The organism is Streptomyces sp. NBC_00996 (assembly GCF_045162675.1).
Classification (GTDB): Bacteria; Actinomycetota; Actinomycetes; order Streptomycetales; family Streptomycetaceae; genus Streptomyces.
Map to the genome: position 1 here is coordinate 10241207 of NZ_CP108723.1, position 13127 is coordinate 10254333.

At 69.5% G+C, this 13127-nt stretch carries 10 protein-coding genes and 3 pseudogenes; 8 read left to right on the top strand and 5 right to left on the bottom strand.

Going from position 1 to position 13127, the window contains the following annotated elements; all coding sequences use genetic code 11:
• Positions 1-84: 84 nt before the first annotated feature.
• Positions 85-465 (bottom strand): Zn-ribbon domain-containing OB-fold protein, encoded by a 381-nt coding sequence (locus tag OG390_RS47435; RefSeq protein ID WP_406178293.1) that lies wholly within the window; start codon positions 463-465, stop codon positions 85-87.
• Positions 466-628: 163 nt separating this feature from the next.
• Positions 629-1297: a TetR family transcriptional regulator gene (locus tag OG390_RS47440; protein WP_406178295.1), complete on the bottom strand. Its 669-nt coding sequence runs from the start codon at positions 1295-1297 to the stop codon at positions 629-631.
• Between the two features lie 546 nt (positions 1298-1843).
• Here OG390_RS47440 and OG390_RS47445 point away from each other — a divergent pair.
• Positions 1844-2770, top strand: a complete 927-nt coding sequence (locus OG390_RS47445; RefSeq protein WP_406176777.1) for a hypothetical protein — start codon at positions 1844-1846, stop codon at positions 2768-2770.
• Between the two features lie 195 nt (positions 2771-2965).
• Here OG390_RS47445 and OG390_RS47450 read toward each other — a convergent pair whose 3' ends face one another.
• Complete coding sequence (locus OG390_RS47450) at positions 2966-3319, bottom strand: luciferase family protein (RefSeq protein ID WP_406176779.1); 354 nt, start codon at positions 3317-3319, stop codon at positions 2966-2968.
• Positions 3320-3570: 251 nt separating this feature from the next.
• Positions 3571-4251 (bottom strand): DUF6445 family protein, encoded by a 681-nt coding sequence (locus OG390_RS47455; RefSeq protein WP_406176780.1) that lies wholly within the window; start codon positions 4249-4251, stop codon positions 3571-3573.
• 186 nt (positions 4252-4437) lie between these two features.
• Between OG390_RS47455 and OG390_RS47460 the strand changes: the two are divergent.
• Positions 4438-4829: pseudogene (locus OG390_RS47460) on the top strand (SCO5389 family protein).
• 32 nt (positions 4830-4861) lie between these two features.
• On the opposite strand, the gene OG390_RS47465 reads toward OG390_RS47460, so the two are convergent.
• Positions 4862-7324 (bottom strand): SpoIIE family protein phosphatase, encoded by a 2463-nt coding sequence (locus OG390_RS47465; protein ID WP_406176782.1) that lies wholly within the window; start codon positions 7322-7324, stop codon positions 4862-4864.
• 207 nt (positions 7325-7531) lie between these two features.
• Between OG390_RS47465 and OG390_RS47470 the strand changes: the two genes are divergently transcribed.
• The 6 genes and pseudogenes from OG390_RS47470 (at position 7532) to OG390_RS47495 (ending at position 13126) form a co-directional block, all read left to right on the top strand.
• Positions 7532-8623 (top strand): substrate-binding domain-containing protein, encoded by a 1092-nt coding sequence (locus OG390_RS47470; protein ID WP_406176783.1) that lies wholly within the window; start codon positions 7532-7534, stop codon positions 8621-8623.
• A gap of 175 nt (positions 8624-8798) precedes the next feature.
• Positions 8799-9053: pseudogene (locus tag OG390_RS47475) on the top strand (extracellular solute-binding protein); the annotation flags it as partial.
• 140 nt (positions 9054-9193) lie between these two features.
• On the top strand, positions 9194-10045 hold the full coding sequence (locus OG390_RS47480; RefSeq protein ID WP_406178297.1) for an extracellular solute-binding protein: 852 nt from the start codon (positions 9194-9196) through the stop codon (positions 10043-10045).
• A gap of 108 nt (positions 10046-10153) precedes the next feature.
• A pseudogene (locus OG390_RS47485) lies at positions 10154-11151 on the top strand (carbohydrate ABC transporter permease).
• Complete coding sequence (locus OG390_RS47490; RefSeq protein ID WP_406176785.1) at positions 11148-12068, top strand: carbohydrate ABC transporter permease; 921 nt, start codon at positions 11148-11150, stop codon at positions 12066-12068. Before OG390_RS47485 ends, OG390_RS47490 begins: the two are co-directional and overlap by 4 nt.
• A gap of 80 nt (positions 12069-12148) precedes the next feature.
• Positions 12149-13126, top strand: coding sequence for a hydroxyacid dehydrogenase (locus OG390_RS47495; RefSeq protein ID WP_406176787.1), 978 nt, complete (start codon positions 12149-12151; stop codon positions 13124-13126).
• Position 13127: the final 1 nt, after the last annotated feature.

Consider the following 13127-nt stretch of genomic DNA (forward strand, 5'->3'; position numbering starts at 1 on the left):
ATGTGGCAGCCCCCGTCCGCAGCCGGCTCGCCCGGTTCCCCGCCAAGGGCGCCTACGACGCGGCGGCGGACCGACCCGTGGCCGTCACCAACTCCCGTAGGGGCCGTCGATGAGCTGGAACACGGGCTGCTGGCGCACCGGGTCCTGGGCGGTCGCGAGTTGAACGCGGTCACCGCTGTGGATGGCGGCGGGCGGGCCCATGACCCGGCCCCGGACGGTGAACCCCTCGGTCATCTCGATGAGGGAGACGTTGCGCGCCGCCGGTGTGTTGCGGTGGATCACGGTGGAATGGCGCACGACGCCGGTCCCCGCGCTCGCTTCCGTGCGCAGTTCGCTGCCCGCGCAGACCGGACAGAGGAGGCGCTGGTACATCGCGGTGCCGCACCAGTGGCACCGCTGGAAGAGAAGGATGTCCGCCTTGTGCTCCGCGGGGGCCGCGGTGAGCACGTCCGGCGCCGCTGAGATCCCCGGATGAAGGGCGATTCCTGGGTGGTACACGATGTCATCTCCCTGCGCTCGGCCGGAGTCTGAAGGTGCCCGGATCACCGTGCACGACGACAGAGTATGGCACTGAGTGCCACTCGTAAAGGCACTCGGTACCCTCAATCCGGTGGGAGTGGGGATGCGATCAGTCCCGCCCGAGCGTGGATTCGATCTCCTGGACTACACGCCACATCGGCGTGCCGCGCCGGGAGATGACAACGACCACGTCCTCCGGCTCCGCGTCCGGGGCATCGAGGGGCGGGCTCCCGAAGGTGTCCCGCACATACCCGAGGGCGTGGTCCACCGCGGCGGTCGCGTCCCCCTGCCCGTCCGAGCGCAGCCAGGAACGCAAGGCGTTGTTGTGCGCGGCGACCACGGCCGCGGCGATGACGTCGGCCTGCAGCGTGCCGCCGCGCCGGCCGGCGAAGCGCCCGCGCAGATACTCGGCGAGGGCGCGCTCGTAACGCCAGACGACCGACAACTCGTATGCGCGCAGGCCGGGGACCTTCTTGGTGAGGCGATAGCGCTGGACGGAGAACGTCGGGTTCTCGGCGTACATGCGCAGGACGAGCCGGGCTGCGTCGCAGACCCGCTGCACCGGGTCGTGCGCGTCGGCGCCGTCGCTCAGGAATGCCGTCATGTCGGCCAGGCAGCGCTCGTGGTCCGGGAAGACCACGTCCTCCTTGGAGGGGAAGTAACGGAAGAACGACCTGCGGCCGACCGCGGCGAGCGTCACGATGTCGTCGACCGTGGTCTGCTCGTAGCCGCGCTCCAGGAACAGCTGGAACGCCGCCGCGACCAGGGCGTCCCGCATGGGCGGCTTCACGGTCGTCGCGTCGGCGGGCTCGCGGCGCCGGGGTCCCTCGTTCATGGACGGGAAACTAGCATCGAAACGGGCAGGATGGCACTCAGTGCGCATTCGGGAGGGAACTGAGTTCCTTGCCCAGGCGTTGCCCAGGTTGTACGCAAGAGAGCGCGAAGGGCGGGATTCGAGGGCGGCGAGGTGTGCGTGTGGGTTACGCGCGCGCCTTCGGTCCGGGGCTGCGGGTGTGGGTCACGCGCGCCCTCGGTCCGGGCCGCGGGTGTGGGTCACGCGTGCGCACCCTCGGTCCGGGGCTGCGGTCGATGCCTCCGGATCCTCTGATTCCTCATGTGGCTGAAATGTGATCACCCGTGAAGTCCTTGTGTATTCAACGAGGTTGACAGCCTCTTCGCGGTGATCGACTATGTGGTCGCACTGTGGCCCATATGACCGATGAGCCCAGTGTTTCCTCGACCACTTACCCCCGGTGTGGCCCCCGGCTGCTCTGTGCTGCCCGCTGCCGTCGACCGGGTCTCGCATCATCAAGATGGGAACTGCATGTCCATAGCGAGACGTGTCACCCTTCGCTGCCTGCTGGGGACGGGCGCGGCAGCGCTCGCCCTCTCCGCGGCCACGACCACCGCGTCGGCCACCGACAGGCCCGGTGGCGACGGTTGGGACAAGGCCGCCGGCGGCTACGCGCCCGGGCAGGGAGCGGGTACGGCGACCGCGACCGATCGCTGCCAGTTCTCCCTGGACGGGACGAACTTCTACGACTCGGTCCGTGTCGACGACGAGAACCTCAAGCCCACCGACGACGGCAAGGTCCACATCAAGGTCCGTACCGCGAGCGACGCCGACACCTGTACCGCCTCGCTGGCCGCGTACCGCACCCACGGCGCCACCTTCAAGACCTCCGGCGTCCAGGTGTTCCACGACTTCGACACCGTCACGGTCAAGCCGGGCGCCACCGACTCGCTGGACATCTCGGTGCCCGACGCCGGCTGCTTCGCGCAGATCGACCTCTACCGGGGCGCCGTCAAGTTCGACGGCACGTACGACGCCAACGATGGCTTCGAGCACGGTGATCTGCCCGCGGGCCCGGACCACGCGGTCATCAAGGACAAGCTGATCACGGCGTGGAACGGCGGCAAGAAGGACTGCACGACGCAGCCGACCACTCCGCAGAAGCCGCCCGCCTCGACGCCTCCCGCGCAGACGCCCGGTACGCCGACCGAGTCGACGCCCGCGCCCCCGACGTCGCCCTCGGCGCCCGAGACGTCCGCGACCCCGTCGGCGTCCGAGTCGACCACGCCGTCGGCTCCCTCGCCCAACGGTGGCGAGTCGACCCCGCCCGGCGACCTCGCGGAGACGGGCGGTGGCAACACCCTGCCGATCGCGGCCGGCGCCGTGGCGGTCCTCGCGGCCGGCGCCACGATCACCGTCGCCACCCGGCGTCGGCGCGCTGCGGGCGGCCGCTCCTGACGCTCCGCGTCATCGTCATCGGCCCTCGATGACCTGCTGACGAGCCCCGGCACTCACCCGTGACTGAGTGCCGGGGCTCTTATGTCACGGAGACCGATGGCGTCCATGGCACAGGGACCGTCGTGACGTCACACGGCGCGTGGAGGGGGTTCCGCTCAGTCCCTGGGAACGGTGGTGTGACGTGGTGGTGAGCGCTCAACCGTTGCAGCCCGCCGAGGGCGCGTCATCCGGAACCGGCCGTGCCTGGTGGGCCTGGAGGGCGACGCTCACCAGCGTGAGCAGCAGGTCGATGTCCGAGTCGACTTCGAGGTGAATGGTCACCCATCGCGAGCCCGGCACCATGCGGACCGCGGTCGCGCCCTTGAGGTGGTCCTCGAAGCGCCGGATGGCCCGGTCCGTGAGGTGCAGGTCGACGTCGTGGTCCGTATGGAAGTGGACGATCTCGCCCTGGGCCGAGCACAGCGCCCGGCCCGTTCCGCAGCTCGGCCGGACCTCCACGAGATCCGGCCAGTCCGCCAGCCGCGTCATGGCTCTCAAGGCCAACGTCATGCGCCCATCATGACCAGCTCACCGCCCGGCCACCAGAACTTGAGGAAGAAGTAACCGGGTCGTAGCGCAGGAATGTCCGGATACGGACTCGAAAACCGAAGGTGCTCGGCGGCCCCAAGGCCCACAACGGCGCGGCCGAGTCGGTCTCGGTCGAACGCGAACTCAGGGGCGGCTGAAGCCCGTCCGCGACGCCGAGCGGCCCCGGACTCGACGGTCCGGGGCCGCTCGGCGTCACGCAAAGTCTTCCGGGATCACGCCATCCAGAAGAAGACCGCGGTCATCCGCTTGTCCTCGATGGTGCTGCCGCAGTAATCGGTCGCACTGTGCATCAGGTTGGCGTTGTAGAGCAGCAGCCGGTTGTACCGGTGCGGTACGGCGATGTCCTCGACAAAGGAGTCCGGCGGGACGAAGCGCGTACCCAGTGCCTCGACCAGATTGTTGTGCGGCGCGGCCACCACGTTGCCGCCCAGCCGCCCGCCGGGCAGGTTCTGCCGGTAGAAGCTGGTGCCGCAGTTCTTGGGGACGTTCGGATTCAGATAGAGCACCGCGGCGTAACGGCAGAGCGCGCGTGAGTCGGTGTGGGGGCGCGGCTCTCCCTCGTCCTTGCCGACCACCTGGATGCAGTTGTGGTTGAGGGTGGCGCCGGACGGCGTCGTCTGCTGCCACAGCTTCTGGGCACCGGTGGCCTTCTTCACCAGCCGCTCCACGCGCGTCAGCTCCTCCGGTTCCAGCCCCGGCATCGTCCGCAGGCCGGGCCAGCTCTCCGACGTGTACGGGTGGCCCTTGACCCAGTCGTCCTTGACGACGCACCGCGCCCGGACGGCATCCACGTCGGGCAGCACATTGTCGAAGACCCAGTAGTCGCGATCGCGGGTGGGTTTCCGATAGGGGAGGACCGGGAGTGCCGGTGTTCTCGGAGCTTGTGGGGGCATGCGGCAGACCATATAGACGACTGTTTCAGCGATCTCCAGAGACTTGGTCAATCTTCCGTCAACTCGGCTTGCCCGCAACGCTCTCGACCTCCGGAGGATCGCGGCGACACGCGGTCGGTCTGCCCCCGACTTCCGCCACGGCCGCGCCGCCCTCCGAACCACCTAGCGGCAGGAACCCTCCTCCTCATGTCACTCGACGTCTCCCCGAAGCTGCTCGCCGAAGCCGAACGCGGTCAGGTCCGCGAAGAGGTCTTCGTGGAAACCGTTCGTACGTCCCAGCCGTACGCGTACGACCTCATCGCCGAACTCGCCGCCGAACTACGGCTCGAAGTACAAGAGTTCGCCGACGACCACACCCCACCGTCCACCGAGAAGGAGCGTGGCAGCTACTCAGGGCGCTCGCCAGTGACTCGATCCGCGGCAGCCTGGAGCGGCACTCCGGGGCCACGCCGGCCTTCATGAACTGCCACCGGGCCGCGGTCTTCCGTCCCGAGGCCCAGGGCGGAGACACGCACACCCGTTTCCCCTCGCTGCGATCGCAGATCCTCAACCAGTCGCCCGAGTTCCGCGACTGCTGACGCCGGGAGCCACCGGTTCGTCGCGGGGTACGTCAGATCACCGGCTCCGTGAGGGACTGCTCGGCCCAGATGATCTTTCCCTCGGGGGTGTAGCGGGTGCCCCAGCGCTGGGTGAACTGGGAGATCAGGAACAGCCCGCGGCCGCCTTCGTCGGTCGTCTTCGGATGGCGCAGATGCGGGGCGGTGGCACCGCAGTCGAACACCTCGCAGATCAGGGCCTGTTCGGTGATCAGCCGCAAGCGGATAGGGCCGGCGGCATACCGAATGGCGTTGGTGACGAGTTCGCTCACGACCAGTTCGGTGGTGAAAGCCAGCTCGTCCAGGCCCCAGACGCTCAGCTGCTGGGTCGTGGCCTTCCGGGCCTCGGCGACGACCGCCGGGTCGCTGCGCAGGTCCCAGGTCGCGACCCGCTCGGCCCCCAGCCGCCGGGTGCGCGCCATCAGCAGCGCCACGTCGTCGTAGGGACGCGTCGGCACGAGATCGTCCACGATGGTGCGGCACAGTCCGTCCAACGGCTGTCCGGGCGCCTCCAGCGCGCGGCGCAGCCGCTCCCGGCCGGCCTCCGGATCCCGCCCGGTCCGGGCCGTGGCGATGAGCCCGTCGGTGTGCAGTGCGAGCACGCTGCCCTCCGCCAGCGCCAACTCGACCGATTCGAAGGGCAGTCCGCCCACGCCGAGCGCGGGACCGTCGGGGAGTTCGGTGAAGGTGACGGTGCCCTCGGGGGTGACGATCGCGGGCGCGGGATGGCCCGCACTCGCCATGCAGCACTGCCCGCTCACCGGGTCGTACACGGCGTACAGACAACTCGCGCCCACCGCCTGCATGCCGCTCGTGCGGGTGTCGGCGCCCGAGCCCTCCTCCCGCGCGGCGCGGCTGACCAGGTCGTCCAGGTGGGCGAGCACCTCCTCCGGGCGCAGATCCAGGTCGGCGAGGGTCTGCACGGCGGCCCGCAGCCGTCCCATCGCCGCCGCACCGTCGATGCCGTGCCCCGCGACCTCGCCCACCACCAGGGCCACCCGAGCCCCGGAGAGCGGAATGACGTCGAACCAGTCCCCGGCGAGCCCCGTCAGCTCGTCGGCGGGCCGGTAGCAGGCGGCGACCTCCACCGCGTCCTGCTCGGGGAAGAGATGAGGGAGCAGATTGCGCTGCAGGACGAGGGCCGCGTCACGCTCGCGGGTGTAGCGGCGGGCATTGTCGAGGCACAGGGCCGCCCGGCCGACGAACTCCTCGGCGAGGCCCAGATCGTCGTCGTCGAACGGCTCCTGGCGGCTGCGCCGGAAGAGCGTGGTGATGCCCAGTGTGACGCCGCGGGCACGGACCGGCACGATCATCACACTGTGCAGCCCGAGGTCGAGGAAGGTGGCGGCCCGACCGGCGGGCGTGACGGTGGCCCACTCCCGGCTGAGCGGGTCGAGCCGCTCCTCGCGCCAGGACTCGCCGTCGATCAGGCACCGGATGGGCGGAGTCCCGGCCCGGTAGGACGCCACTTCGCCGATCTCGACGGCGGTTTCGGGGACTCCGCCCTGTACCGACTGGTGTCCGGCGCGCCGCAGGGGCACCGCGTCCGTGTCCTGCGCCGGACCGGGCGTCGGCTCCGCTCCCTTGAGTACGGACTCCAGCAGGTCCACGGCGACGACGTCGGCCAGCCCCGGCACCGCGACGTCGGCCAGCTCCTGCGCGGTCTGCAGGACATCCAGGCTGCGGCCGATGTGCTGACCGGCCCGGTCCAGCAGGGCGAGCCGCCGGCGGGCACGGTGGCGCTCACTGACGTCGACGACGGTGTAGTAGACACCGATCGGGTGGCCGTGGTCGTCCTCCAGCCGGACGAACGACATGGAGTGGGCCGTCTCGCGGTGCGGCGCAGATCGTACGCGCCCCACGTGCTCGTACGAGACCACCGGCTCGCCGCTCTTCAGCACCCGGCGCATCTGCGCCTCGAGCCGCTCGGCGTCCAGGCCGGGCTGCACATCGGCGAGCCGTCGTCCCAGCCGCCCGTGCGGCGGGCCCCCGCCGAACTGCTCCAGAGCGGCGTTCGACCACACGTACCGCAGGTCGGCGTCCACGATCGCGATGCCCACCGGAGAGCGTGCGGTCATCTGCTCCAGCGCGGAGCGGCTCATGTCCCAGCCGGGACCGCCGGCCAGATCAGCGAGCAGCACCACCCAGTGCGCCGGGCCGCCGATGCGCTGCACCGGAACGACTCGAACCATCGATTGGACGGGATGCCCGTCCCGGTGGCGCACGGACAGCAGGCCGGTCCAGCCGCTGTCTTCGTGGCACCGCTCGATCAGGGCGGGGACCCTCGCCGCGTCCTCGGGGACCAGCAGCTCGGCCGCGGGCCGTCCCAGCACCTCGGCGGCCGGATATCCCAGCAGCCGCTCGGCGTCCGCGGTCCAGCTGGTCACCGCCATCCGGGCATCGAGCAGCAGTGGTGCGGCGTCCGCCATGTCGAAGCGCTGACGGGCCAGCACGTCTCGTTCCTCGCTCGCACCCACTGCGACCCTCTCCGCTCCCCGAAGGTGGTCTTACCCCTCTCGTGCCCATTCTTCACGTTGTACGACCGGAGTGCGGGTTGTCCAGGCTTGTCTGATCGAATTGATCGAAGACGATCGATACGATTGTGGGCGTACAGTAAGCACACGGGATCACGCTCCGCGTTCGCCCGTAGATTCGTCCGGCCGGCCTTGCCTCAGGGGGAGCCCATGCGACTGCACGTCGACCAGCGTCATGAGCGGGTACTCGAACTCGTCCGGGAGCGCGGCAGCCTCCGGGTCGCCGATCTCGCGGCCGAACTCGGTGTGTCCGCGGTGACCTTGCGGCGTGACGTGGAGGCGCTCGCCGCACAGGGCCGGGTGCAGCGACTGCACGGCGCGGTGGTGTGGCCGGGCGACGCGGCCGCCGAGGCGCAGTCCCGGCAGGAGTCCGCCGAAGGCGCCGTGATCGGAATGATCGTGCCCACCACCAACAACATCTTCGGGGACATCGTCCGCGGATCCCGCGAAGCCGTCGCGGCCCAGGGTGGCCGGCTGATCCTCGGGATGACCGGATACGTCGACTCCGAGGACGCCGTGCAGGCAGAACACCTGATCGCGGGTGGTGCGGAAGGCCTGCTCGTCGCGCCCAGCTGGTTCGGCGGTGTCCCCATGGGGGGCCAGGAGAAGTGGCTCCTGGACTGTGCGGTGCCGACCGTCCTGGTCGAGCGCTCCGCGCCGGCCGGGAACCCCGCGGCCGGCCTCGACCGGGTGCGCACCGACCGGGCGCACGGAGCCGCCGTGGCCGTCGGCCACTTCGCCTCCCTTGGGCACCGCCGGATCACCGCGGTGCTCCAGGAGGGCCCGCACGCCGCACAGATCTCGGCGGGCTACCTGGCGGCGGTGCAGTCCCTGGGCCTGGACGTCGATTCCGGTGCGCCGTCGGTCCGCGAGCACGGGGACTACGAGGCCAGCATCGACTACCTCGTCGAAGCCGTGGAGAAGCGCGCAGTGACGGCGGCGCTCGTGCACAGCGACGAGGACGCGATCGTGTTGGTGCCCAAGCTCCAGGCGCGCGGCGTCAGAGTGCCCGAGGACCTCGCGCTGATCGCGTACGACGACGAGGTGGCCGGCCTCTCGGACGTCCCCCTGACGGCCATCGCCCCGCCCAAGCGCTCGGTGGGGGAGTTGGCCGCGAAACTGCTGCTCCAGCGGCTCGCGGAACGTGCGAGCGGGCAGCGCCCGGCACCCCGTCAGCATCTCGAACTTCTCCCCGAGTTGAGGATCCGTTCGTCCTGCGGTGGCGAAGCGCTCGCGTCATGAGCGTTGTGTGATCGTTTTGATTGTCTTGCCCGAACGCTCTTGACTCTGATCGTGTGCGCGCAAAAGATGTCCTGCATCCGCCTCTTCCCGTACGAGGTCTCGTAGGAGCCGTGCCATGTCGCGCACTTCACGTTCGTTCCGCACAGCCGCCGTCGCCACCCTCGCCGCCCTGGGCATGCTCGCCACCGCATGCGGCGGCGACGGTGGCTCGACCGACAGCAAGTCGGACGGCAAGCCGGTCACCATCAACTACTGGACCTGGACCCTCGGGGCCAAGTCGACGGTCGAGGCGTTCAACGGGACGCACAAGGACATCAAGATCAAGTTCACCGAGATCCCCAGCTCCACCGAGGGCTACAGCAAGCTCGCCAACGCGGTGAAGGCGGGCAACGCCCCCGACGTGGCGACCATCGAGTACCAGATGGTCCCGGAGTTCGCGAGCCAGGGAAACCTGATCGATCTGACCAAGTACGCCGGTGAAACGGTCAAGTCGAAGTTCCCGCGTCCGTTCAGAGCCTGGTCACCTTCGGCGGGAAGACCTGGACCGTCCCCTATGACGTCGCGCCGCAGCTGTACTACTACCGCACCGACCTGTTCAAGAAGTACGGCATCGAAGTCCCCAAGACCTGGGACGAGTTCAAGGCCGCTGCCGCGAAGGTCAAGAAGAAGGACAAGAACGTCCGGCTGGCCTCCATGCCGAAGTCCGACCCGGCGCTGCTGGCCGCGCTGTCCTGGCAGGCCGGCGGCAAGTGGTTCGCCACCGAGGGCGACGCCTGGAAGCCCGGCGTGAACGACGCGCCCAGCAAGAAGGTCGCGGCCTACTGGGACGGCCTGATCAAGGACGATCTGGTGCAGTCCTTCACGGCGTACAGCCCCGAGGAGACCAAGGCCCGCACCTCCGGCAGGACCCTCTCCTTCCTTGGCGCCTCCTGGTCCGCCGGCGGCATGAAGACCGCCATGCCCGACCTCTCGGGCAAGTGGGCCGCCGCGCCCATGCCGAACTGGGGCACCGCGGCCGGCGGCAACTACGGCGGCACCTCCTACGGTGTCCTCAAGGGCAGCAAGCACGCCGAGGCCGCGACCGAGTTCATCAAGTGGCTCACCACGAACAAGGCGGGCGTCGAAGCCCGCCTCGCCGACCTGGAGCCGCCCAGCAGCGCCCTGCCGGCCAACTCGGAGATGCGCGAGGTCGCCGCGGCCAAGTTCGACACCTCGTACCTGAACGGCCAGGACCTCTACCAACTCGCCTCCGCACAGGTCGACACGATCGTCCCGGGCTGGACGTGGGGTCCGAACCAAATGGACGTCTACACCGCGGTCCAGGACGCGACGGCCAAGTCCGGCTTCGCAGCCGGCCTCGACGCCGGCCGGCAGAAGGCCGAGACGGGGATCACGGAGCGCGGGCTGAAGCTCGCCAAGTGACCTGACAGGTCCGGCCGTTCGCGGCCCGTCACCCCGGAGCCGTTCTGCCGGCCCCGGCGTTCCCGTCACCCCGGGGTTGTTTCCGCCGCCCCGGCACTTCCGTCACCGATCGCCTCCCCGACGCGTCCAGCCCGCCAAGGAGCCACCGTGGCAGCACCTCTCGCCCCCGCCGTGAAGGCCCGGGCCCACCCCCCGACGAAGCCCCCGGGCACTTCGCAGTTCCGGCGCGGTCAACGCCGGGCCGCCGCCTTCCTCATCACCCCGTTCTTCGTCCTGTTCGCCGCGGTCATGGCCGCGCCCATCGGCTACGCCGTGTGGATGAGCCTCTTCCAGGAGCACTCCTCGGGGCTCGGCTTCGGCGGCACCGAGCGGGTGTTCTCCGGACTCGGCAACTACGCCAAGGCCCTGTCCGACGCGGGCTTCCGGGACTCCTTCGTCCACATCGCCCTCTACTGCGCGCTGTACATCCCGGTGATGATCGGCGGCTCACTCCTCCTCGCGCTGCTGGTCGACTCCGCGATGGCCCGGGCCAAGCGGTTCTTCCAGCTCGCGCTCTTCCTGCCGCACGCGATCCCGGGACTGATCGCCTCGATCATCTGGATCTACCTCTACACCCCGGGCCTGAGCCCGTGCTCGACTGGATCGGCGCCCTGGGCGGCTCATGGAACTTCTACAGCAACGATCACGTGCTCTCGTCCATGGTCAACCTCTGCGCCTGGCAGTGGATCGGCTACATGGTGATCTTCTACGCCGCCCTGCAGGCCGTTCCGCGCGAAATGATCGAAGCGGCCGTCGTGGACGGCGCGGGCGCCATCCGTACCGCCCTGCAGATCAAGGTGCCGCTGATCGCCTCCGCGGTCGTCATGACCGTTCTGTTCACCTGCGTCGGCGCCATCCAGATCTTCACCGAACCCAAGCTGCTCAACCAGCGCGGAGCGCCCTCCATCGACACCGAGTGGTCGCCGACCCTGTTCATCTGGAAGGCCGGCTTCGTCCAGCACGACTACGGCCTCGCCGGCGCCGCGTCCCTGCTGCTCGCCCTGCTCGGCGTCCTCCTCTCCTACATCGTCACCCGGTTCGGCAACCGGTGGAAGGCGGCGTCATGAGCACCCTCACCCACACCACAAGCCCGGCCGAGGCACCGGCCGAGCGCAAGGCCACCCGGACCAGGGGCCGCCGGACCTCGCCCGACGCCCTGCTCTCCAAGGGCGTCGTCAACGGGCTGCTGATCGTCGCCGCCTTCTACACCCTGATGCCGGTCAGCTGGCTGCTCCTCGCCGCCACCAAGAACGACCGCGACCTGTTCTCCACCTCAGGCTTCGCCCTCGGCGACTTCAACCTCTTCGCCAACCTGCAGCACGTCTTCACCTTCAACGACGGCATCTATCTGCGCTGGTTCGGCAACAGCATCCTGTACTCGGTCGTCGGCTCGGCCGCCTCGACCCTCCTGTGCATCGCCACCGGCTACGCCTTCGACAAGTACGACTTCAAGGGCAAGGAGAAGCTGTTCGGCGCGGTGCTCGGCGGCGTCCTGGTCCCCACCACGGTGATCCAGCTGCCGATGTACCTGCTCGCCACCAAGGTCGGGATCGTCAACACCTACTGGGCCCTGCTGCTGCCCGCCCTGGTCAACCCGTTCGGCGTCTATCTCGCCCGCGTCTTCTCCGAGGGGTACGTGCCGGGCGAGGTCCTGGAGGCCGCCCGTGTCGACGGCGCCGGCGAGCTGCGCACCTTCGCCGGGATCGCGCTGCCCATGCTCGCACCCGGCTTCATGACCATCTTCCTGTTCTCGTTCACCGCCAGTTGGAACAACTTCTTCGGCGCCCTCGTGATGCTGAACGACGAGAAGCTCTACCCGGTCAACCTCGGGCTGTTCATGTGGAACAGCGTCACGCAGCAGCAGCCCGAGTACTACTCGCTCGTCATCACCGGCTCGCTCGTCGCCGTCGGCCCGCTGATCGTCGCCTTCGTCTGCCTCCAGCGTTTCTGGCGCTCGGGCCTGACCGCCGGCGCGGTGAAGTGACCATGCTCGCATCGGAAGGCACTCTCCTGAAAAGCTCGGACCCAGCGGCCGCGGCGCGGCGCCCGCGGACCGCCCTCGCCATGGGACCGGAGATCCACCGCTCACTGCTGGCCGAAGGCGCACTCGACCGGCTCCGGTCCGTCGCCTGCGTGGACACCTCGGCGCACATCACCGACTTCGCCGCGGCCGACGACGTCGAACTGGCCGCCGTGGAGGTCCTGTTCACGCACTGGGGTGCGCCGCTGCTGACCGAGGACGCGCTGCGTCGTATGCCGCGGCTGAGGGCCGTCGTCCATGCGGCCGGTTCCATCAAGCACCACATCACCGATTCCGTGTGGAAGCGCGGCATCACCGTCTCCTCCGCGGCCGCCGCCAACGCCCTGCCCGTCGCCGAGTTCACGCTCGCGGCGATCCTGTTCGCGAACAAGCGGGTCCTCGACATCGCGCGCACCTACGCGCAGGCGCGCGAACAGCCCGCACTGCTGCCGTACTTCGCCGGCCACGGCAACTACCACCGCACCGTGGGCATCGTCGGCGCCTCCCGCATCGGACGCCGTGTCGTCGAGCTGCTCCGCCCGCTCGACCTCCACGTCCTCCTGCACGACCCCTACCTGGACCGGGGCCACGCCCGAACCCTGGGCGTGGAACTCGTAGGCCTCGACGAACTCGTCCGGCGCAGCCATGTGGTGTCCATCCACGCGCCCCAGCTCCCCGAGACGCGCCATATGTTCGACGCGCGCCGGCTCGCGCTCCTGCAAGACGGCGCGACGCTCATCAACACGGCGCGCGGTTCGCTCGTCGACACCGACGCGCTGACCGAGCGTCTCGTTTCCGGGCGCATTCACGCTGTACTCGATGTGACCGAACCAGATGTACCGCCCGCCGCATCCCCGCTCTACACGCTCCCCAACGTCCTGCTCACCCCGCACATCGCCGGCTCCCTCGGCAACGAACTCGGCCGCATGACGCACTGGGCCGTGGACGAGGTGGAGCGCTACGCACAAGGACTCCCGTTCACGTACGCAGTCGGTCCCGACGAGCTGACCCGCTCGGCCTGAA

Coding starts and splice junctions, on each gene's coding strand:
- OG390_RS47470 (WP_406176783.1), top strand. CDS start 7,532: ATGCGACTGCACGTCGACCAGCGTCATGAGCGGGTACTCGAACTCGTC.
- OG390_RS47490 (WP_406176785.1), top strand. CDS start 11,148: ATGAGCACCCTCACCCACACCACAAGCCCGGCCGAGGCACCGGCCGAG.
- OG390_RS47440 (WP_406178295.1), bottom strand. CDS start 1,297: ATGCGGGACGCCCTGGTCGCGGCGGCGTTCCAGCTGTTCCTGGAGCGC.
- OG390_RS47450 (WP_406176779.1), bottom strand. CDS start 3,319: ATGACGTTGGCCTTGAGAGCCATGACGCGGCTGGCGGACTGGCCGGAT.
- OG390_RS47495 (WP_406176787.1), top strand. CDS start 12,149: ATGGGACCGGAGATCCACCGCTCACTGCTGGCCGAAGGCGCACTCGAC.
- OG390_RS47455 (WP_406176780.1), bottom strand. CDS start 4,251: ATGCCCCCACAAGCTCCGAGAACACCGGCACTCCCGGTCCTCCCCTAT.
- OG390_RS47445 (WP_406176777.1), top strand. CDS start 1,844: ATGTCCATAGCGAGACGTGTCACCCTTCGCTGCCTGCTGGGGACGGGC.